The organism is Saccharibacillus alkalitolerans, from assembly GCF_011090185.1.
GTDB classification, from domain to species: Bacteria; Bacillota; Bacilli; order Paenibacillales; family Paenibacillaceae; genus Saccharibacillus; species Saccharibacillus alkalitolerans.
This window is the reverse complement of the sequence record NZ_JAAFGS010000003.1, coordinates 296,290-314,409: the sequence shown is the minus strand read 5'-3', so window position 1 is coordinate 314,409 and position 18,120 is coordinate 296,290. Positions and strand designations below refer to the sequence as shown.

The 18,120-nt window shown below is 57.8% G+C and carries 22 protein-coding genes and 1 tRNA gene; 17 read left to right on the top strand and 6 right to left on the bottom strand.

The genetic code is table 11. The features are described from left to right. The first annotated feature begins 11 nt into the window (after positions 1 to 11). The 3 genes from GYN08_RS10195 (at position 12) to GYN08_RS10185 (ending at position 1,431) form a co-directional block, all read left to right on the top strand. A complete protein-coding gene (locus GYN08_RS10195) occupies positions 12 to 584 on the top strand; it encodes a xanthine phosphoribosyltransferase (protein ID WP_166274107.1) in 573 nt (190 codons plus the stop codon). Positions 585 to 677: 93 nt separating this feature from the next. Continuing rightward, positions 678 to 1,007 carry a hypothetical protein gene (locus GYN08_RS10190; protein ID WP_166274106.1) on the top strand — a complete coding sequence of 110 codons (330 nt, stop codon included), beginning with the start codon at positions 678 to 680 and terminating at the stop codon, positions 1,005 to 1,007. A 166-nt stretch (positions 1,008 to 1,173) separates the two neighbouring features. After that, positions 1,174 to 1,431 carry a hypothetical protein gene (locus tag GYN08_RS10185; protein WP_166274105.1) on the top strand — a complete coding sequence of 86 codons (258 nt, stop codon included), beginning with the start codon at positions 1,174 to 1,176 and terminating at the stop codon, positions 1,429 to 1,431. A gap of 202 nt (positions 1,432 to 1,633) precedes the next feature. Here GYN08_RS10185 and GYN08_RS10180 read toward each other — a convergent pair whose 3' ends face one another. Beyond that, a complete protein-coding gene (locus tag GYN08_RS10180; RefSeq protein WP_166274104.1) occupies positions 1,634 to 2,128 on the bottom strand; it encodes a hypothetical protein in 495 nt (164 codons plus the stop codon). A 165-nt stretch (positions 2,129 to 2,293) separates the two neighbouring features. Between GYN08_RS10180 and GYN08_RS10175 the strand changes: the two genes are divergently transcribed. The 5 genes from GYN08_RS10175 to msrA all read left to right on the top strand — a co-directional run bounded on the left by GYN08_RS10175 (position 2,294) and on the right by msrA (position 8,279). Continuing rightward, positions 2,294 to 2,377 (top strand) — tRNA-Leu (locus tag GYN08_RS10175). A 154-nt stretch (positions 2,378 to 2,531) separates the two neighbouring features. After that, positions 2,532 to 5,168, top strand: a complete 2,637-nt coding sequence (locus tag GYN08_RS10170; protein WP_166274103.1) for a PAS domain S-box protein — start codon at positions 2,532 to 2,534, stop codon at positions 5,166 to 5,168. A 14-nt stretch (positions 5,169 to 5,182) separates the two neighbouring features. Then, on the top strand, positions 5,183 to 6,589 hold the full coding sequence (gene pepV, locus GYN08_RS10165; RefSeq protein WP_166274102.1) for a dipeptidase PepV: 1,407 nt from the start codon (positions 5,183 to 5,185) through the stop codon (positions 6,587 to 6,589). Positions 6,590 to 6,633: 44 nt separating this feature from the next. After that, positions 6,634 to 7,647 (top strand): asparaginase, encoded by a 1,014-nt coding sequence (locus tag GYN08_RS10160; protein ID WP_166274101.1) that lies wholly within the window; start codon positions 6,634 to 6,636, stop codon positions 7,645 to 7,647. 119 nt (positions 7,648 to 7,766) lie between these two features. Continuing rightward, positions 7,767 to 8,279: a peptide-methionine (S)-S-oxide reductase MsrA gene (gene msrA / locus GYN08_RS10155; RefSeq protein WP_166274434.1), complete on the top strand. Its 513-nt coding sequence runs from the start codon at positions 7,767 to 7,769 to the stop codon at positions 8,277 to 8,279. Positions 8,280 to 8,347: 68 nt separating this feature from the next. Here msrA and GYN08_RS10150 read toward each other — a convergent pair whose 3' ends face one another. Next, on the bottom strand, positions 8,348 to 9,832 hold the full coding sequence (locus tag GYN08_RS10150) for a PTS transporter subunit EIIC (RefSeq protein WP_166274100.1): 1,485 nt from the start codon (positions 9,830 to 9,832) through the stop codon (positions 8,348 to 8,350). A gap of 34 nt (positions 9,833 to 9,866) precedes the next feature. Continuing rightward, on the bottom strand, positions 9,867 to 10,724 hold the full coding sequence (locus tag GYN08_RS10145) for a PRD domain-containing protein (protein WP_166274099.1): 858 nt from the start codon (positions 10,722 to 10,724) through the stop codon (positions 9,867 to 9,869). 474 nt (positions 10,725 to 11,198) lie between these two features. Between GYN08_RS10145 and GYN08_RS10140 the strand changes: the two genes are divergently transcribed. Next, positions 11,199 to 11,888: a hypothetical protein gene (locus tag GYN08_RS10140; protein WP_166274098.1), complete on the top strand. Its 690-nt coding sequence runs from the start codon at positions 11,199 to 11,201 to the stop codon at positions 11,886 to 11,888. Between the two features lie 96 nt (positions 11,889 to 11,984). Here GYN08_RS10140 and GYN08_RS10135 read toward each other — a convergent pair whose 3' ends face one another. Together GYN08_RS10135 and GYN08_RS10130 are read right to left on the bottom strand one after the other, a co-directional pair. Continuing rightward, the gene (locus GYN08_RS10135) at positions 11,985 to 12,629 is read right to left on the bottom strand and encodes a hypothetical protein (protein WP_166274097.1); all 645 of its coding nucleotides are present in this window, start codon (positions 12,627 to 12,629) and stop codon (positions 11,985 to 11,987) included. A 20-nt stretch (positions 12,630 to 12,649) separates the two neighbouring features. After that, positions 12,650 to 13,267 (bottom strand): hypothetical protein, encoded by a 618-nt coding sequence (locus tag GYN08_RS10130; protein ID WP_166274096.1) that lies wholly within the window; start codon positions 13,265 to 13,267, stop codon positions 12,650 to 12,652. 154 nt (positions 13,268 to 13,421) lie between these two features. On the opposite strand from GYN08_RS10130, the gene GYN08_RS10125 reads away from it, so the two are divergent. The 5 genes from GYN08_RS10125 (at position 13,422) to GYN08_RS10105 (ending at position 16,118) form a co-directional block, all read left to right on the top strand. Further along, positions 13,422 to 13,835 (top strand): GNAT family N-acetyltransferase, encoded by a 414-nt coding sequence (locus GYN08_RS10125; protein WP_166274095.1) that lies wholly within the window; start codon positions 13,422 to 13,424, stop codon positions 13,833 to 13,835. A gap of 18 nt (positions 13,836 to 13,853) precedes the next feature. Continuing rightward, positions 13,854 to 14,105 (top strand): DUF2164 domain-containing protein, encoded by a 252-nt coding sequence (locus GYN08_RS10120; protein ID WP_166274094.1) that lies wholly within the window; start codon positions 13,854 to 13,856, stop codon positions 14,103 to 14,105. Between the two features lie 31 nt (positions 14,106 to 14,136). Continuing rightward, positions 14,137 to 14,991, top strand: a complete 855-nt coding sequence (locus GYN08_RS10115) for a phosphotransferase (protein WP_166274093.1) — start codon at positions 14,137 to 14,139, stop codon at positions 14,989 to 14,991. After that, complete coding sequence (locus GYN08_RS10110) at positions 14,988 to 15,455, top strand: GNAT family N-acetyltransferase (protein WP_166274092.1); 468 nt, start codon at positions 14,988 to 14,990, stop codon at positions 15,453 to 15,455. The genes GYN08_RS10115 and GYN08_RS10110 overlap by 4 nt, the downstream gene beginning before the upstream one ends. Before the next feature lie 177 nt (positions 15,456 to 15,632). Next, a complete protein-coding gene (locus GYN08_RS10105; protein ID WP_166274091.1) occupies positions 15,633 to 16,118 on the top strand; it encodes a hypothetical protein in 486 nt (161 codons plus the stop codon). A gap of 39 nt (positions 16,119 to 16,157) precedes the next feature. Here GYN08_RS10105 and GYN08_RS10100 read toward each other — a convergent pair whose 3' ends face one another. Continuing rightward, complete coding sequence (locus GYN08_RS10100) at positions 16,158 to 16,424, bottom strand: excalibur calcium-binding domain-containing protein (RefSeq protein ID WP_166274090.1); 267 nt, start codon at positions 16,422 to 16,424, stop codon at positions 16,158 to 16,160. 166 nt (positions 16,425 to 16,590) lie between these two features. Between GYN08_RS10100 and GYN08_RS10095 the strand changes: the two genes are divergently transcribed. The 3 genes from GYN08_RS10095 to GYN08_RS10085 all read left to right on the top strand — a co-directional run bounded on the left by GYN08_RS10095 (position 16,591) and on the right by GYN08_RS10085 (position 18,100). Continuing rightward, complete coding sequence (locus GYN08_RS10095; protein ID WP_166274089.1) at positions 16,591 to 17,268, top strand: DUF2625 family protein; 678 nt, start codon at positions 16,591 to 16,593, stop codon at positions 17,266 to 17,268. 21 nt (positions 17,269 to 17,289) lie between these two features. Beyond that, positions 17,290 to 17,496 carry a hypothetical protein gene (locus tag GYN08_RS10090; RefSeq protein WP_166274088.1) on the top strand — a complete coding sequence of 69 codons (207 nt, stop codon included), beginning with the start codon at positions 17,290 to 17,292 and terminating at the stop codon, positions 17,494 to 17,496. A 100-nt stretch (positions 17,497 to 17,596) separates the two neighbouring features. Further along, a complete protein-coding gene (locus tag GYN08_RS10085; protein ID WP_166274087.1) occupies positions 17,597 to 18,100 on the top strand; it encodes an SRPBCC family protein in 504 nt (167 codons plus the stop codon). Positions 18,101 to 18,120 lie beyond the last annotated feature (20 nt).

The following is an 18,120-nucleotide window of genomic DNA, read 5'->3' as shown; positions in this document are numbered from 1 at the left end:
AGGGCTGAGCTATGGAAGAATTAAAAGAACGGATCAAGCGGGAAGGGGTTATCGCCTCGCAGCAGGTGCTGAAGCTGGACGCGATCCTGAATCACCAGGTCGATCCGGCGCTGACGATGGAGATGGGACGGGAATTCGCGTCGCGTTTCGGGGCGGACGGCGTGACCAAGGTCGTGACCGTCGAGTCTTCCGGCATTCCGGTGGCTTTTGCCGCAGCGCTCGAACTCGGCGTGCCGATGATCTTTGCCCGCCGAAAAAAAACGCTGCTGGCCGATCCCGATTCCTACGTGGAACGGGTGCCTTCGTTTACGAAAGGGATCGTAACCGATTTAATGCTGCCCAAACGGTTTATTAAAAAAGAAGACAGGGTTCTGCTGATCGACGACATCATTGCCAATGGCGACGCCGCGAGAGGACTCGTCAAGATCATCCACTCGGCGGAGGCGACGCTGGTAGGCGCGGGCATCGTGGTGGAGAAATGCTTCCAGTCCGGCGCGCAAAGTTTGCGGGATCAGGGAATCCGTCTGGAATCGCTGGTTCGCATCCGCTCGCTGGGAGAAGACGGAGTCGTTTTCGAAGACTGAGGGGATTTGGCGCAAAAGCTGCATTTCCCGCTTTACCCCTCCGATAATGTTACGTATAATACCTTTGTAAGTAGGGAGAGGAGGAAGACGAACATGAGCGATCAAGCTGTGAACGCCGAATTTTTTATCAACAAAGTCAACCAGGCCAAGGTACATTTCGAACGGGCTCTCGACTGCAAGCATACGGAATTTGACGACCTTTATCCCTATATGATTGAACATCCTCAATTCTTCTGGTATAAACGCTATGTTGCCTGGTCCGAACTTCTGACGCTCGCCGATCTGTGCGAGGAGCTGTCTTTCCCTTGGAGAGAACAATTTACGCCTCAGCAGGTCGAATATATCGAACAGCGGGTGATGTCGGCCAAAGTGCTCGACTTCTGGTTCGAGAATACGGATTCGAAGGAACATGCCCAGCGTTAACGGACATTCCGTCCGAAAGTGAGAGGTTTACCCGCTTTTCAGACCGGCCCGTTCGCGATAGCGCGTTCGGGCTTTTTTCGTTTAACGGAAAACAATAAGCAGGCTTAAGCACGGCGCTGCGAACATACGGCGCACCTGCGGCAGCCCGAACGGAGGGGAATATTTCATGATTAGCGATGAACAGCTCAATGCCTATCGCCTATCCGGAGAGAAAGTCCGGGTCGTGCGCGACGGGCTGAAAGAGAACGACGTCAGAGGAATCGTGGTCGCCTGGGACGATACGCATGTGCTGATCCGGCGCCCCAACCGCAATGTAGTCAAGCTGGATCGGAATTACGCGATCCAGCCGTCCAAGGAAGAGCGGATCAATCTGTTCGCGGAAGAGCGGGAAGAGACGTCGCGAACAGAGGAGAACGGCATTTAAAGCCGTTCGAACCCTCCGCTGGAGGGCTGCCGGCGCGAATGCCGCGGCGGCCGCTTCCCTCAAAAAAACCGCCGCGACCGAAATTCGGGTCGCGGCGGTTTTTTTGAGGGGTAAAAATAGGGAGTCCTCTATATAAGTAACCGGCATTCGGCCGGGCGCCGGGGGGCGGCATCCGGGTCGAATGCTGGGAGAGGGGCAAAGGTTACGCGTAGGCGCCCGCGGAATAAGGGCGACCTGAAGCTTTCTTAAGCGGCTTGCCGGGAGAAGACGGCCGCTGTCCGTAGCCGCGCATCGGCGGAGCGCTCTGTCGGCCGGAGTCGGTTACGATCGGTGCCGATTGTATGCTCAAGTAAGCGCGCATCCGCTGATCGACTTCGAGATCGAAAGGTTCTTTGTCGATGTGAAGGGCACCGTGCAGACCGCGGCACAAGTAATCGGCGTCCACGCCGCTGCCGTCGTGCTTTACTTCGCAGACGCGGATGCTGCGTTTCTTGAATTCGCGCCGGATTCCCGACAGGAGCACAGCCGTGCAGCGGGAAGCGCTGCGAATCATTTCGGTATATAAAGGGGAAGTCTGCATCGAGTCGTCGGATTCCAGACGTTTGGCGTCATTCTCGAATGCTTTCAAAATATGCGTAAGCAGCAGGTAACTTTTGATCAGCGAGAGTTCGTCTCGGGTCGTCTGTACAGCGGTCATGCTCTTCACCACCTTGTAGGAACTTGTGTTCTGTTCTCATTATAACCGAACACATGTGCGCGTGCAAGCGAAAGGAGAGGTTTTTTAAAAAAATGTTGACGTCTATTCCCGATTCGTGCTATGATCTATCTTGTCGCTGCGATAAACGGTGACGTGAATGAATGAGCGGTCGTGGCGGAATTGGCAGACGCGCACGGTTCAGGTCCGTGTGGGCTAACCCCCGTGGAGGTTCGAGTCCTCTCGACCGCATCAGAAGAAGAGACCCGCATGTGCTGCTTCGGCAGCCTATGCGGGTCTTTTTTTGTATGTTTAGAGGATTTGAACGGAAATTCGCCATTTTCCGTCTCCTTGTTTGTCGTATAATGAAAGAAACTTAAATTTAAATGAAGTCACGGGGGGCACAATGAGCGAGCGCATAATGGAATTGAACAAGATGGTCGACGTATCCGCGGGCGGTCATATTTTGTACCTCTACGACGACGAGGACGCTTACGCGGATAATGCGGCCGCTTATTTGATTTCCGGGGTGCGCGCCGGCGACCTGGCGATTTTGATGGATTCCGGAGAGAGGACCGAACGCATACGGGCCCGCGTGTCTGCGCACCTCGACGAGAATCAGCGCGAACAGGTCGTTTACGTGGACGCGGAAAAATTTTATGCGGTGCACGAAAGCTTTCATTATAAAGTCGTCATCGAACATTTCGCGGAACTGCTGCAGCCTTACGGCGATAGAACGACGGGGATCCGTACCTGGGCGCATGTTCTCTGGAAAGCGGAGGACGGAGTCGAATCCCAGTTGGAGAAGTTCGAGGAATTTGCGGATCGCAGCGTGCATGGCTACCGTCTCCTTTCGGTATGTGCCTACCGCGGCGGTTCCGTCAGCGCTTCGCTGCAGGTGAAGATGCTGCGCTCGCACGATTACGTCATGACCGACGAGGAGCTGAGCAGTACGGATTTGTCCGGGCGCAGCGCGGCGACGGTATTCCCTTCGCTGTCCGAACAGCAAATGCGGGACGAGCGGAACCGAGACACCCGGCATCGCCTCGAAGAGGTCTCCCGGCAGTTGGAAAAAGTGATCGCGAACAACCTTGATCCCGTGGCTCTTTTCGATGAAGAAAGGCGCCTATTGAAAGTGAACGCCGCTTTTGAGCGGATGTTCGGCTGGTCGTCGGAAGAACTTGCCGGACAAAGCGAACAGCGGCTGCGGGAACGGATCGCTTTGCGCGAAACATCCGGCGGCTCCGAGGAACGGCCGGGGCCGGAAGTTCTTCCGAATCCCGAGACGCCGGCGAGAAAAAGTGAGAGCGCGACGGTACGGACCCGAAGCGGGCGATCCGTCGATCTGCTGCTGACCGGCTTTGCGCTGGGCGATGCCGGCCAGCCCGGAGGCTATGCCGTCATTTACCGGGACGTCACCGATTTCCGCAGTTCGGAAAGACGGCTGCAAGAGTCGGTGGAACGTTATACGTCGCTTAAAAAGCATAACCACGACGCGGTATTTTCCATCGACGGAGAAGGCCGGGTCATCAATACGAATCCGGCCGCTCAGCGTCTGACCGGATTGACGACCGAAGAAATGATCGGGCGGCGGTTTGTCGATTGGATGGCGAGCGGCTCGCTGCGGGATATCGTGCAGGAGAACGCGGCGCAAGGCGAAGACGCGATGCGTCCGACGGTTCGGATCCGCCATGCGGACGGCGGCGAATTCGAAGTGCTGACCTCCACGGCGCCGATTATCGTCGGAGGAGAGAATGTCGGCTGCTATATTTTGGCCAAAGACATTACGGAGCACAAGCGTTTGCTGATCGAAAAGCAGGTGGCCGAGGAGAGGGATCGGGCGAAGAGCGAGTTTTTGGCCGTGATGAGCCACGAAATCCGGACGCCGATGAACGGAGTGATCACGCTGACGCAGCTGCTCTTGGAAACCGAGGGGCTGAACGATCAGCAGCGCGAATACGTGGAGGTTATCCGCCGCAGCGGCGATGCCCTGCTGAACATCGTCAACGACATTCTCGATTTTTCCAAGATCGAAGCGGGCAAGGCGGATCTGCAGCCGGAACCGATGAATCTGCGCGAGGACGTCGCCCGTTCTTTCGACATTTTGCTGGCGGATTCCCGGGCGAAGGGACTGGAGCTTGGCCTTTCGGTAGCACCGCGGGTGCCGGACATCGTACTGGCCGACCCGAACAAGCTGCGCCAGATTCTCGTCAATCTCATCGGAAATGCGATCAAGTATACGGAAAAAGGCGGGGTGTTCGTCTCGGTCGATACCGAAGAAGAAGCACCCGAAGGAAAAGCGCGTCTGGTGTTCCGCATTCGCGATACCGGCGTCGGCATTCCGGAGGAGCAGAGGGAGCATCTGTTCGAACCGTTTTATCAATTGGACAATTTCATGACTCGCAAATCCGAAGGCACGGGTCTCGGGCTGGCCATCACCAAGAAACTGATCGAGCTGATGGGCGGCGAGATCGGCGTTTCTTCGAAACCCGGGGAAGGTTCCGTCTTTCGTTTCGCGATCGAAGCGCAGCTGCCGGATTTCGGAGATTCGGCCGCCGATCGGGGAGAATCTCCGCTGTTTCCGAACGAAGAAGAATCGTTCTCGCTCCGAATCCTGGTCGCCGAAGACAACAAGGTCAACCAGCTGGTCATGGAACGTCTGCTCGGACGCCTCGGCTATACGGCGGATATGGCCCCGGACGGCGTGGAGGCGCTGGAAGCGGCTTCGAACCGGCATTACGACATGATTCTCATGGACATCCGGATGCCGAGGATGGACGGTTTCGAGACTTCGCGCCGAATCAGGGAAAGTCCGCAAACCTATGGAACTCCTTATATCGTCGCCGTTACCGCGAATGCGATGACGGGCGACCGCGAGCGCTGCCTGGCGGCGGGGATGGACGAATACATGAACAAACCCGTAGATGTAAAAAGGTTGGCGAATTTGCTGCAGGAGGCGGAGGAAGGGATTCGGCATTCCGGCGAAAATAGTGGTAAGATAAGAGGCGAATCGAAAAGTCCCGCAGAGGGCGAAGAACGATAAGGAGGCACGGATAGATGATCGATTGGCAAAAAGAAGCGGAAGCGCGGCGAGAGGATCTGCTTCGCGATTTGGACGGCCTGCTTCGCATCGAGAGCGTCAAAGACCCGGCTACCGCGTCGAGAAAGCGTCCGATGGGCGCCGCGATCGGCGAAGCGCTCGATTATATGCTGAATCTGACGGAAGCGATGGGCCTGCGCGTCGAAAACGTGGACGGCTATGCCGGCTATGCGCAGTACGGGGCGCACGATCCCGTTACGACAATCGGCGTGCTGGGGCATCTGGACGTGGTTCCGGCTGCCGGAAGTTGGACGAGTCCGCCTTTCGAGCCGACGATCCGGGAAGGTAAGCTGTATGCCCGAGGAGCGATCGACGACAAAGGGCCGACGATTGCCGCCTTGTACGGATTGAAAATCGTTATGGAATCGGGGCTTCCGCTGAGCAAAAACGTGCGTATGATTTTCGGCACGGACGAGGAGAGCGGGATGAGCTGCATGCGTTATTACGCGGATAAGGTCGGCATGCCGACCGTCGGCTTTGCGCCGGATGCGGAATTCCCGATGATTTATGCCGAAAAGGGACAGTTCAATCCGACGCTGACGCCTAAAATCGCGCCTGTGGAATCCAAATCTCTCGTGCGTCTGGAATCGTTCGAAGCGGGCCTGCGAATCAATATGGTGCCCGAACGCGCGCATGCGGTGCTGAGCGGAGATATCCGTCCGCTGGTCGAATCGTTCGAAGAGTTCTGCCGCCGGCACCGGGTAAAGGGAGCGGCGGAAATCAACGCGGGACAAGCGATGTTTACCCTTACCGGCGTTGCGGCGCACGGCTCCGAACCGGAAAAAGGCACCAATGCCGGCACAATGCTGGCCCTGTTCCTTGAAGAGGCGTCGCTTCAGCCGGAAGGCAAAGCGTTCATCGGCCTGCTGAACGCCATGCACGAAGATTTTCACGGCGAGCGTCTCGGCATCGCGTGCAGCGACGAAGTGACGGGACCGCTGACGGTCAATCCGGGAGTCATCCGGTTCGGAATGGAAGAAGGCGACACGCAGATCCAATTCACCGCGCGCTGTCCCGTGAGCGCGGATTACGGATGGATCAAAGCCCAGCTTGAAGAAAAAGTCGACGGCTTCGATTTCCGGATCTCGGACGTTCGCGAAGCCGGCTCCCACTATGTGGCCAAAGACGAGCCGGTCATTCGGGCGCTGCAGACCGCTTATGCGGAAGTGACCGGGGACGAGCCCAAGCTGCTGACTTCGGGCGGAGCCACCTACGCCAAATTCATGGCGAAAGGCGTGGCGTTCGGCGCCTGCTTCCCGGGCAAGAAAATGACGGCCCATCAGGCCGACGAATACATCGAAATCGACGACCTGCTCAAAGCGACCGCCATTTATGCGCGCGCCATCTACGAGCTGGCGAAATAATTGTCGGGAACGCCCTATCATACACAGAAAGAAGAGATTAACCGATGTCCCAGGATGTGCAAGTTACCCGTGGCCAGTATGTAGAAAGCAATCACGAAATTCACGCGGCGGTCGTGGACGGCGCCGGCCGTCTGCTGTATTATGTCGGCGATCCGCGGCGCCTGACGTTTCCTCGTTCTTCGATGAAGCCGTTCCAGACGGTGCCGCTGATCGAATCCGGAGCCGCCGACGCATTCGGATACGGAGATGCCGAAATCTCGCTGAGCTGCGCGTCGCACAGCGGAGAGCCGATTCACCGCAATACGGTTCTGGACGTGCTGTCGCGCGCGAATTTGTCCGAAGACGACCTGCAGTGCGGCACGCATATTCCGCGCGACGGCGCCAGTTACCGGGAGCTGATTCGCGAAGGGCGCGAACTGACGCCCGTGTTCAGCAACTGCTCGGGCAAGCACTCCGGCATGCTGCTGACGGCCGTGCATTTGCATGAGGATATCTCGACGTACCGCGAAATCGATCATCCGCATCAGCGGCGCATCCTGTCGGTCATTTCCGACGTATGCGGCCTTCCCGAGGACGAGATCGGTATCGGCGTGGACGGCTGCGGAGTGCCGGTACATCGTCTGCCGCTGTACCATGTCGCACTCGGTTTCGCCCGGCTTGCCAAACCGGAAGGCGCGGTATCGCCGAAGCGGGCCGAAGCGCTGAACCGCGTTCGCCGGGGCATGACGAGCCGGCCGGAGATGGTGGCGGGACGAGATCGCTTCGATACCGACCTGATGCGAGTATTCGGCGGGGAGCTTGTGTCGAAAGTCGGAGCGGAAGGCGTTCAGTGCATCGGCGCGGCCGATCGGGGCATCGGCATCGCAATAAAAGTCGAGGACGGCAGCGAGCGCGCGACTTCCGTCGCCGCGATGGAAGTGCTTAAGCAGCTCGGTATCGGGACGCCGGAACAGTACGCGGAATTGGCCGAATACGTGCATGCTCCGGTGCTGAACGCGCGCCGGGAGCGGATCGGCGAGATCAAGCCGAATTTCACGCTTCTTCCTTCCGCGGAGTGAGCGAATCGGCGCAAGGCCGCGGTTCGATCCGCGGCCCGGAAATACTTGAACAAGCAGAGGAGCGGAACTTCATGACGCAGGAACAACAGGGCTTCGCGCAAAACGCGGGCGAAAACAAAATCGAAAAGGCGACGTTCGCCGGCGGCTGCTTCTGGTGCATGGTAACGCCGTTCGAAGAGCAGCCGGGCATCCGCGGCATCGTCTCGGGCTACATGGGCGGCACGGTGGAAAATCCGACGTACGAGCAGGTCAAGACCGGCACGACGGGGCATTACGAAGTGGTGCAGATCACGTTCGAACCGGACGTCTTCCCTTATGAGCGGCTGCTGGAGCTGTACTGGCCGCAGACCGACCCGACGGACGGCGAAGGACAATTCCAGGACCGGGGGCCTCAATACAAGCCGGCGATCTTCTTCCACAACGAAGAGCAGCAGCAGGCGGCGCTGGCGAGCAAACAAGCTCTGGCGGACAGCGGACGCTTCGACAAGCCGATCGCGACGGAGATTCTGCCCGCGCAGGATTTTTACGAAGCGGAAGACTACCATCAGGATTATCACAAAAAAAATCCGAAGCATTACAAAGAAGATCGCCAGCAGTCGGGACGGGACGAGTTCATCGAGTCCAACTGGTAAGCCGGCGAAATTCCGTGAACGACAAAAGGACGTGCGGCATGCACGTCCTTTTTGCGCGGAAACGGGGTTTACAGCATTTTCTCGATCTCGTTCTTGATTCGTTCCGATTGCGGCCCGAATACGACCTGGACCGTGCCCTGACCGAGCCTCATAACGCCCGACGCGCCCAGTTTCTTGAGCGCCGAGTCGTCGACCGCTTTATCGTCGGCGACCACAAGGCGCAGCCGGGTGACGCAGGCGTCGATATCGAGGATATTGGAAGGACCGCCGATATGTTCGAGAATCTGCGCGGAGCGGCTGTCGGCGGACTGGGCCGCTCCCGTTTTCGGCACGTTGGCGGCCCCTACGGCGGCGCCGTCCGCCGTCTGAACGGCTTCCATGAAGTCGTCTTCGCGTCCCGGCGTTTTCAGGTTGAACTTGACGATGATGAAGCGGAACAGCAAATAGTAGACGACGAAGAAGACAAGCCCGATCGGCAGCAGCAGCCAGGCGTTTTGCGACAGCTTCAAGTTGACCAGATAGTCGATCAGACCGGCCGAAAATCCGAAGCCCAGATGCACGTCGAGCACATACATGATCAGCCCCGAGAGGCCGGTCAGAACCGCATGCACGGCATACAGGACCGGCGCGACGAACATGAACGAAAATTCGAGCGGTTCGGTGATGCCGGTCAGGAAAGAGGCGACCGCCGCACCGACGAAAATGGAAGCGACTGCCTTGCGGTTTTCTTTTTTCGCCGTATGAATGAATGCGAGCGCGGCGCCCGGCAGGGCGAACATCATGATCGGGAAGAAACCGGTCATGAACATCCCGGCCGTCGGGTCTCCCGCGAAGAAGCGCGTCAGGTCTCCGTGCACGACTTCGCCCGCCGCGTTCGTATAATCGCCGAGCTGGAACCAGGCGATGGAGTTCAGCACGTGATGGAGGCCGATCGGAATCAGCAGGCGGTTCGCCGTGCCGAACACGAATGCGCCGAGTCCCCCGAGTCCGACGACCCAGTTGCCGAAGGCGCTGATCACGTCCTGGATCGGGCTCCAGACCATGCCGATCAGCACGGCCAGCACCATGGTGGAAGCGGCGGTCGCGATCGGAACGAAGCGCTTGCCGCCGAAAAATCCGAGCCAGTCCGGCATTTTGACGTCGTGATAACGCTTATACAGGAAGGCCGCCCAGCCGCCTGCGAAAATGCCGCCGAGCACGCCCATGTTCAGCACGACGTCGTCGCCGATAAACGGCATTTGCAGAGGTACCGCTTCAAGAATGTTCCCCAGCACGAGATAGGCGATCAGCGCCGAGAGCGCAGCCACGGCATCGCCCGCGAAGCCGATCGCCACGCCGATCGCGAAGATCAGAGGAAGACTGCCGAAGATGGCGCCCGCGCCGACGTTGAGAAACGGAGCGACGTACTGGTTCAGAAAACCGCCGACTGCGCTTCCGAAAGGCAGGTCTTTCTCGTAATCCAGCAGACCGAGGCCCTGGAGAATGGCTGCCGCAGGCAGCGTGGCGACCGGAAGCATGAGCGACCGGCCAAGTTTTTGCAGAAACGCTAACATAGTCATCACCCTTCGTATGTAAAATGGTTGAATCCTACTGGGAGGCGTGCATCAAGCGATGCAGATGAACGGCGAGAAAGCCGATTTCGGGCTGCGGGACGTCGACGTCCAGCGAATCGCCTATGATCGAGGCCAGCTTTTTCGCAAACCGGAAAGCGTCGGCGCATTCCTGCTCGATCCAGGGAAGAAGAGGATTGGAGGAGCGGGAGCTTCGCAGCAGACGCTCGACCAGACAGCGCAGATGAATCATCATTCGGACCATTTCCATGCTCCCGGCGTCAAATTCCAGCTTTGCGTCGCGCCGGATCATGTCCATAAGCTCGCCTACAAGATTGGAAGCCTGCACCACCCGTCCGACCGGCACGCTGCTTACGGCGGAGTAGACATGGTAGGTCAGGAATCCGATCTCGTCTTCGGGAATGTCGACGCCGAATTCCCGCGAGATGCGCTCGGCGGCCCGGGAGGCCAACTCGAACTCCTGGGGAAAAGTCAGCCGGGTCGCCTCCAGCAGCGGATTGGCGATGTCCATGCCGTTGCGGAGCCGATACAGCGTAAACTGGATATGGCTGGGCAGCGCCAGATAGATTTTGCCGTCCGGTTCGGTTCCGGTCCGTTCCGCAATCGCTTTCACGATTTCGTTCGACACCTCGATGACCCGAGGGTCGATATTTTCCAGCAGCATTCGGTAGCGGCCCCATTCCTCCCGGTCTTCCAGCCGGAATCTCTTCTCGATTCGACGGTCGTCCATCGCGAGGATTCCTCCCGCTTTGAGCGTAAAGCCGATGCCTTTGCCGATGATGACGAATTCTTCGCCGCTTCGTTCTCCGTTGGCCATGACGACGTTGCTGCCGATTACGCGCTGTACGCAAAAGTGTTCTGTCGATTTCGTCATGCTGCTTGCTCCTTTCCCGATACAGGGCCGCAAAAAACAAAAAAAGCCAAGAACATTCCCTCTATGAGTGAACAGTTCCTGGCTCATGCCCTTGCGGTAACACGCCGATTGGTTATTTGAATGTGAAAAGTCGTTTGCTGCATTTATAATAAAAGGAAGAAGCGAGACCGTCAATCATTTTATGAAAAAAATTATCGCGAATAAGTAGGCAAACATGAAAAATAAGCGCGATCTGCCGATCTCGCTGCCGAAAGATCTTCGATCCCCGGGTGTCGGTATGGGACCAACTTCGCATCCGTTCTCCGCCGCTTTTCGCAGAAATAGGAAAGAGCGGGGTTATCAGGCCGACGAATTGCGGATAAAATAAGGCTTACATAACGCTGTCGGACGCGCCGGTCGATCGAAAGACAAAAGACGAAAAGTCGGAACATCCAAGTCGCCTTCACTTCATTTTACATACAAAGGGGAATTCATATGCTGATTCCGGATAACGAACACACGATGGAGCGTTTGAAAGCGTTCATCTGCAAATGGGCGGGCCCGGCTAGACCGGAATACGGATTCCGCAGAGAGGACATTCCGGCAGAGCTTCCCGCGGTTCTCAAAGATTTCTACGCGTTTGCCGGCAGGTGGCCGAACCCTTCGTTCGGCTCCGGCGTCTATCCGGCCGGATTCGGTCCCAAGCTGCTCGGCGTACAGGATATTTGGCTGGAGCCGGAGGAAGTAAAGCGGCAGGACGGCCGCATTTCGTTTTTGTTGGAAAATCAGGGGAACTGGAGCTGCGAAGTCGATGCGGGCCGGGACGATTCCCCCGTATACAGCGACGCTGCGCGTCTATGGGACGATAAGTTGGAAGGCAGCGAGATCGTTTGTTCGTCGCTGCCGCACTTTCTGACGACATTCTGCCTGCAGGAGCTCGTCTTCGGCAGCCGTTATTTCGGCAAACTGGAGGGCAGCCTCGATCCGGCGGTATTCCGCGATACGCTGCATCCGATCTGGCTGGACGGGCATTACGTTTTTCAAGAACCTTCGCATTCGTTTTATCTGTGCGGCGACAATCTGCTGATCATGGACTATTATTCCGACGTCTGGTACGGATCTCTGGAGGAGAGCGCTTTGTCTCTGATCGCCGATCCGAGCATGGTCAGACCGATCGAGCCTTGACGGGCCTTCCCTCGGGACGGCGCAAAGCCCGGGCGCACCATAGTGCGCACCGGGCTTTTTTGGACATCGGCTCGGCGGCCGGGCATCCGCGGAGACTTACAGCCAGCCGTCTTCCGTACGAACGCCGATGATCAGGCGGCTCGACGGAAGCACGCGCACCGTGCGGATGTCGGGCAGCGTGCGGAGGATGTCGATCAGTTCGCCTTTTACGACGAAGTCTTCGCCGTCTGTCGACCGGAATCGCAGCTTGCAGTTGGAAGTGCCGCCCCGCCTGCAAATTTCGTGAACCGAAGAAGCGTCTATTTCTTTTTCCGCGACCGCATTCGAAGCATAGTAGCGGGCCAAATCGAGAGTCGCCTGAGGGGTACGATAGCCGAAAGTCAGAACTGCCAGCAGCATAAGCGGTATGGCAGTCACCAATACGGCAAGCAGCCAGGAGGGATAAACGCCGGCGTTTTTCCGTGTGCTGCGCAGCATCAGGCGGATCGTGACATAGCCGAGCGCGAAGGCCGATAGCCAAAGGGCGGCGCAGCGGACAGCGATGACGACGAGCCGCGCCGTTTGCAGGTCAAGACCCAGAGCTTGAACGTAAAACGACTCTGTGGCAAATACGGCAAGCAGCGCCACGACGAGCGCCATCCACGCGAGCGGGGGGAGAGACGCAGCCCGGCGGGTTTTCTCGGGTGCCGAAGACGAGTCGCCACGGGGATCGGGTTTTTGAAGATCAGGTTTGGAAGGCATAATGAACTCCTTTCATCGTTTTACATCCAGCCCTCTTCCGTACGGACGCCGACGATGCGGCGGCTGAGCGGCAGAATCCGGATCGCTTTGACGTCCGCGCGCTGCTCGAATAGGTCGGAGAGAGCCCCTTTGGTCGCATACCGGCTGCCGTCTTCCAGCTCGATCCACAGCGTGCAGGTCGTCGTTCTGCCTCCTTTATTGCAAACTTCGTTGGTCGCGGCGACATTGGAAATCCGTTCTTCGATCGCGCCCTGCGCGTAATAATGAAAAAGATCGGAGGTGACCCGGGGAGTTTCGAAGAAACCCAGGATCAGGACTGCGACGGCCAAAAGGGCAAACCAGCACAAAGCATAAAAAAAGGCCGGATACTGTTTGACGATTTCTTTTCGCATGCGAATCAGCAGCCGGCTGCCGAAGTACAAGAGGGCGAGCACGGACAACCAGGCCAGTGCCGCTTGAAGCGTAATCGTAATGAGCATCCCGCGCTGCAGGCCGAGTCCGAGCGTATCCGAATAAAGCCCCGGAACGAACACGAGGAACGAGACGAGCAGCAGGAGAAGCATCCAAGCAAAAGGCGAACTCCGGAAGGAAAAGCTTGTTTTTTTGCGTCCCGGACGCGAATTTCGTTTCGATTTCATGAACCTTTTCTTCCTTTCCCGATTTGTCAAACGATTTTTATTATAGCCTAAAAAGGGGGAGCGAGAAAGGAAGGACTCGACTTTGCCGCGAATTTGGGGCATAGTCAAAACAACCGGGAACGACACAAGCAACCGACAAGGAGGCCTCGGACACATGGTGGTCATCAAACTGCATACGGAAAAACCGATTCCCCCGCTTCAACTGATGCGGCTTTATCAGGATGTCGACTGGTGGCCCGAGCGGACGAAAGACGGCATTCGCAAACTGCTGGCGCACGGCGTGGTATTGGGAGCCTGGGAGGACAAAAAGCTGGTCGGCTTCTGCCGTGCCGTGTCCGACGGGGTGTACCGGGCTTACGTGGAAGACGTGGTCGTGCTGCATGCGCATCGAAGCCAAGGAATCGGCCGGCAGCTGATGGACAAAATGATGAAAGAACTAAGCGGAATCGAAGTCGTCAGCTTATTCTGCTCGGCAAAGCTGAAGGAGTATTATCAGGAGAGCGGCTTCGAAGCGACCCGGCAGGTCGTTATGCACCGCAGCAAAGGAAGCCGGCCGAACAGCATCTAAAACGAAAGGGATGAACTCATGATTCCGATTACACTGCCCAAGGAACGAAAGGACGAAATGGTCGCCGATCTGCAGGCTTATTTTTACGAAGAACGGGGCGAAGAAATCGGAACGATCGCGGCGGAAGCACTGCTCGACCATATGCTGCACCGGTTCGCGCCCTACATCTACAACCAGGCGGTGCGCGACGCCAAAGCGGCGGTCAACGAAAAGCTTATGCAGATCGAAGACGAACTGTACGCGCTGGAACGCCCGACCGCTCGGAGATAACAGCCGCGAAGGCGGAGGGGAGAGGTGACCGATGGAAGTGCGGGAATGGAGCCGGGTCGGCGACGGCGGCACGGCCGAGATTTTCACGGATGATCAAGGACGGATCGTGAAGCTGTTTCGCGAATGGTTCGGGAAAGAAAGCGTCGATAACGAGTATCGGAAAAGCGAATGGGCGTACGCGCAGGGACTGCCTGCGGCAAAGCCGCTCGGCAGAGCGCGGTACGGCGGCCGCGAAGCGATCCTCTTGGCGCGCATCGAAGGGGAGTCGCTGCTGCAGCGGCTGCAGCGCGAACCCGAGACGGCGGAAGCGGCGGCAGGGGAGTTTGCGGCCTATCATGTTCGGCTGAACGCACTCGGAGCGGACAACCTTGATGATTCCCAGAGGGAACGTCTGATCGAGCGGATCGGACGGGCGGAGCTGCTCAGCGAAGACGAACGGAGGACCGTGCTGGCGGAATTGCGGCGGCTGCCGGATGACGGCCGGCTGTGCCACGGAGATTTTCATCCCGGCAACGTGATGGAAAACGAGGAGGGCTGGCGGGTGATCGACTGGATCGACGCCTGCTGCGGCCATCCGCTGTATGACGCCGCGCGCACGCTGCTGCTGCTCGGCTTCGGCACGGAAGCCGGAGGGCCGCGCGGAAGCATGGCGCATGCGGCGGAGATCTTTCGCGGCGTCTATTTGAAGAGCTATGCGGAACAATCGGGCTTCTCCGAAGCGGAGATCGAGCGCTGGATGCTGCCCGTGGCGGCCGCGCGCCTGATCGAGCCGATTCCGGAAGCCGAGAAGGTCAAGCTGCTCGGCCTGGTACGGCATCGTCTGGAGCGGCTCTCCGGCGAAGAGCGCGAAGACGGATCTGCCGAACAGGAGGAATCGAACGAATGAAGATCAGGCAAAACGGAATGCGAATCCGCTCGGCGTCGCCGGCGGATGTGGAGCGGCTCGCGCCGCTGTTCGACGCCTATCGGGTCTTTTACCGGCAGCCGTCGGACCTCGAAGGGGCAGCCCGCTTCCTGGGCGAGCGGCTGGGACAGCTTCAATCCGTCGTTCTGCTGGCGGAGGAGGCGGATACGGCCGCGGCCGCGGGCTTTGTGCAGCTGTATCCGACGTTTTCCTCGGTATCGATGAGGCGGTCATGGATCTTGAACGATTTGTACATAGAAGAAAGCTTTCGGGGACGAGGGATCGGCGGGATGCTGCTGGATGCGGCCCGGCATCACGCGGAGCTGACCGGAGCGAAGGGGATTGCCCTGTCCACCGCGCCGGACAATCTCGCCGCGCAGCGCTTGTACGAAAATCGGGGATACAAGCGCGACGAGGAGTATCTGAACTATTTTTTGACGCTGTAAGCTCGGTCGTTCTGCGTCAGGGCACTTCAAATCGATTTGGCGGATTCGCCTGCGGATTAAAGAATCGTATCTTTTCGCCGTTTTCTTCTTTTCCATTTTTTTGTTTTGTTTTGGAACTTTTTTCTTTTCGAGGCGTTTATTTAAGAAAGAACGGATTTGCGGAAAGGAGACAGGATCATGGAAAAAGAAGCTCGGACTTACGAGGTGCGCAGCGCTTATCCGGTGACGGCTGCGGCAGGCTGCGGCATTCAATCCGTTTTGTGGTTTATGCTGGCTCGTCAGCATTACGAACAATGGAGCGCGGGATGGAGCGATCCGTTCAATTTCCGTTTTTCATTAGGGATCGCCATTGTCATGGCAGGGATCACTTTGATTTCCGTCTGGCAGATGTTCCGTCCTCCGTACAAAATCGAATGGGGCGAGGAGAACCTGAAGCTTCGCCGAAAAAAACTGCCGAAAGAACGGATCAAGCGCATTTACGTATCGTGGGAAGAAAAGCCTTCGATCGGTATCCAGCCGAGGGGCGCTTGGTTCGTGCCGAACGATTACTCCTTCAAGTTTTCGGACGAGGATTCCGGTGATCGCCGGGTCAAAGAGCTGATCGCTTGGGCGGACAGCCGCGGAATTCCGGTCATCCGGCGCAAAGCGGCGCGCTGGCTGTAAGCCGCGGCTCCATAAAGAAAGGGATGCCGAATGGCATCCCTATTTTTCGCAGGCGATAAAGTCGTGGTCGCGGTCTTTCTTCTTGTTCGCTTCGTACAGCTCGGCCGATACGAACGGCTTGTATTTCGTTTTGCCGCCTTTGTTTTTGATGCCGGCCGATTTGGCGACGCCGCCTTTGTAGTCCTTGTTCAGCTCGGTGCAGTTTTTGTACTTCTTGGCTTCGGCGCGGGCCGTCTGCTGGGAGACCGGCACCGCGATCGCAAGCAGCAGGGCGAAGCTCAGGCCGTAAGCAAAGCTCTTTTTCATGACAAATTCCTCCAATGTCCGATAGGATAGTCCGGATTCGAAAAAGCCCCGGGGTATGCAGAACTTATATCGGCCGTAGAGTCGGGAAAATGAAGCCGTTTGAGTCCGCATTCCCCTTTCTATACAATAAAAAGCAAGAGATGTGCGGAAAGGATGAATAGAAACGATGAAAGAATTGCATGAGCTGCTGTCCGAAGACAGCGCCTGGCCGGAACTGTCGGAAGCGCTGCGAACGGCGAAAAACGAAGTCAGAGTGCTGGATAGGGACCGGCAGCGGGCCGAAGAAACGCTGGTCGGCATGCAGACGAGCGACCGGACGACGCTGGGCGCGGTCGTGCTGAACTGCGGCGGACTGCTGATCGATCGCGGCTGGCTGAGGGTGCTCGGTTCGGGCGGCGAAGAGATCGCGGGCGATATCCGTTCCTGGAACGGGCTGGGGCCGGAACCGCTTGAGCTCAAGTTCAAGCCGGAAGGTTATGTCATTGCGGCCTACGACATCGCGGGCGGCTTTTTCGCGATCAACAACGGCGCGTTCAACGACCGTGCGCCGAACGTTTATTATTTTGCGCCGGATACGCTGGAGTGGGAAGACACGGAGAAGGGATATACGGACTTTTTGGACTGGGCACTGAATGGCGACCTGGAGCAGTATTACGGAACGTTCCGATGGAACGGCTGGGAAGAAGAAGCGGAGGCGCTGGGCGGCTTCCAGGCGATGCGGATCTATCCGTTCCTGTGGTCGGAAGAAGGACGCGACGTGAACAGAGCGGACCGGACACCGGTTTCCGCCGCGGAATTGTGGGATCTGCAGCAGGACATGAGGCGGCAGCTGGCGCAAAGTTGAAATCCGAAAGGAGACGCGAACATGGACAGGCAGCGATTTTATAACGAGGATTGGGAAGGTGCCGGACCGCGCGGTTTGACGAGACTTTACACCGGTTACGCATTTTGCCGCATTATGCAGCGTTTGCTGCCGGAGAGCACGCTCTGGGCAGAGCGGGCAAAAAAGCTGCGGACCGCGATCGTCGATTCCAAAAAGATAAGGGTTAACGACAAGATCGCGCGATCTTAAGCGGGGAGACTGCCGAGCGCCGAAAAACTCTCTCCGTAAGTCGGATCTCTTTTCGATAAAAAGCGATCCCGAAATGTCCATCCCGGAAGGAGTGACGTCTATGGTTGTCGTGAAGGAAGAGGTCGTCGTCCATGCGCCGATCGCGCTCTGCTTCGATGCCGCGCGGGACGTGGGACTGCATCCGCGGACGGTATGGCCTTCGACGAAAGAGCGGACGATGCCCGGCGGGCGGAGGGACGGCCTGATGGAAAAAGGAGAGACGGTCGTGTTCGAAGCGGTTCATTTCGGCGTGCGGCAGCGGCTGTCGTCGATCGTGGAGGAGCTGGAGGCGCCGCGCTTTTTCGTCGACCGGATGACCCGGGGCGCTTTCGCGCGCATGATGCATCGGCATGAATTCGAGGAGACGGCCGCAGGGACGATCGTGCGGGACATTTTGGACTTCGCTTCGCCGCTCGGGCCGCTCGGACGCCTGTTCGACGCTTTTGTGCTGAAGCGGTACATGCGCGCATTCATCTTGTATCGGCAGAGCGAATTGAAAAAAAGAGCGGAAGAGATGTACGCCGATCATGGACAACTGTCCTCGAAATTTGGCGAATCCCCTTAAACCGGCCGGGAATTTTTGAA

Excerpts from the sequence above, each read along its gene's own strand:
- GYN08_RS10115 (WP_166274093.1), top strand. The coding sequence starts at position 14,137 with ATGGAAGTGCGGGAATGGAGCCGGGTCGGCGACGGCGGCACGGCCGAG.
- GYN08_RS10085 (WP_166274087.1), top strand. The coding sequence starts at position 17,597 with ATGGTTGTCGTGAAGGAAGAGGTCGTCGTCCATGCGCCGATCGCGCTC.
- GYN08_RS10090 (WP_166274088.1), top strand. The coding sequence starts at position 17,290 with ATGGACAGGCAGCGATTTTATAACGAGGATTGGGAAGGTGCCGGACCG.
- GYN08_RS10125 (WP_166274095.1), top strand. The coding sequence starts at position 13,422 with ATGGTGGTCATCAAACTGCATACGGAAAAACCGATTCCCCCGCTTCAA.
- GYN08_RS10185 (WP_166274105.1), top strand. The coding sequence starts at position 1,174 with ATGATTAGCGATGAACAGCTCAATGCCTATCGCCTATCCGGAGAGAAA.
- pepV (WP_166274102.1), top strand. The coding sequence starts at position 5,183 with ATGATCGATTGGCAAAAAGAAGCGGAAGCGCGGCGAGAGGATCTGCTT.
- GYN08_RS10180 (WP_166274104.1), bottom strand. The coding sequence starts at position 2,128 with ATGACCGCTGTACAGACGACCCGAGACGAACTCTCGCTGATCAAAAGT.
- GYN08_RS10110 (WP_166274092.1), top strand. The coding sequence starts at position 14,988 with ATGAAGATCAGGCAAAACGGAATGCGAATCCGCTCGGCGTCGCCGGCG.
- GYN08_RS10150 (WP_166274100.1), bottom strand. The coding sequence starts at position 9,832 with ATGTTAGCGTTTCTGCAAAAACTTGGCCGGTCGCTCATGCTTCCGGTC.
- GYN08_RS10120 (WP_166274094.1), top strand. The coding sequence starts at position 13,854 with ATGATTCCGATTACACTGCCCAAGGAACGAAAGGACGAAATGGTCGCC.
- GYN08_RS10145 (WP_166274099.1), bottom strand. The coding sequence starts at position 10,724 with ATGACGAAATCGACAGAACACTTTTGCGTACAGCGCGTAATCGGCAGC.
- GYN08_RS10095 (WP_166274089.1), top strand. The coding sequence starts at position 16,591 with ATGAAAGAATTGCATGAGCTGCTGTCCGAAGACAGCGCCTGGCCGGAA.
- GYN08_RS10160 (WP_166274101.1), top strand. The coding sequence starts at position 6,634 with ATGTCCCAGGATGTGCAAGTTACCCGTGGCCAGTATGTAGAAAGCAAT.
- GYN08_RS10190 (WP_166274106.1), top strand. The coding sequence starts at position 678 with ATGAGCGATCAAGCTGTGAACGCCGAATTTTTTATCAACAAAGTCAAC.
- GYN08_RS10170 (WP_166274103.1), top strand. The coding sequence starts at position 2,532 with ATGAGCGAGCGCATAATGGAATTGAACAAGATGGTCGACGTATCCGCG.
- GYN08_RS10135 (WP_166274097.1), bottom strand. The coding sequence starts at position 12,629 with ATGCCTTCCAAACCTGATCTTCAAAAACCCGATCCCCGTGGCGACTCG.
- GYN08_RS10195 (WP_166274107.1), top strand. The coding sequence starts at position 12 with ATGGAAGAATTAAAAGAACGGATCAAGCGGGAAGGGGTTATCGCCTCG.
- GYN08_RS10100 (WP_166274090.1), bottom strand. The coding sequence starts at position 16,424 with ATGAAAAAGAGCTTTGCTTACGGCCTGAGCTTCGCCCTGCTGCTTGCG.
- GYN08_RS10105 (WP_166274091.1), top strand. The coding sequence starts at position 15,633 with ATGGAAAAAGAAGCTCGGACTTACGAGGTGCGCAGCGCTTATCCGGTG.
- GYN08_RS10140 (WP_166274098.1), top strand. The coding sequence starts at position 11,199 with ATGCTGATTCCGGATAACGAACACACGATGGAGCGTTTGAAAGCGTTC.
- GYN08_RS10130 (WP_166274096.1), bottom strand. The coding sequence starts at position 13,267 with ATGAAATCGAAACGAAATTCGCGTCCGGGACGCAAAAAAACAAGCTTT.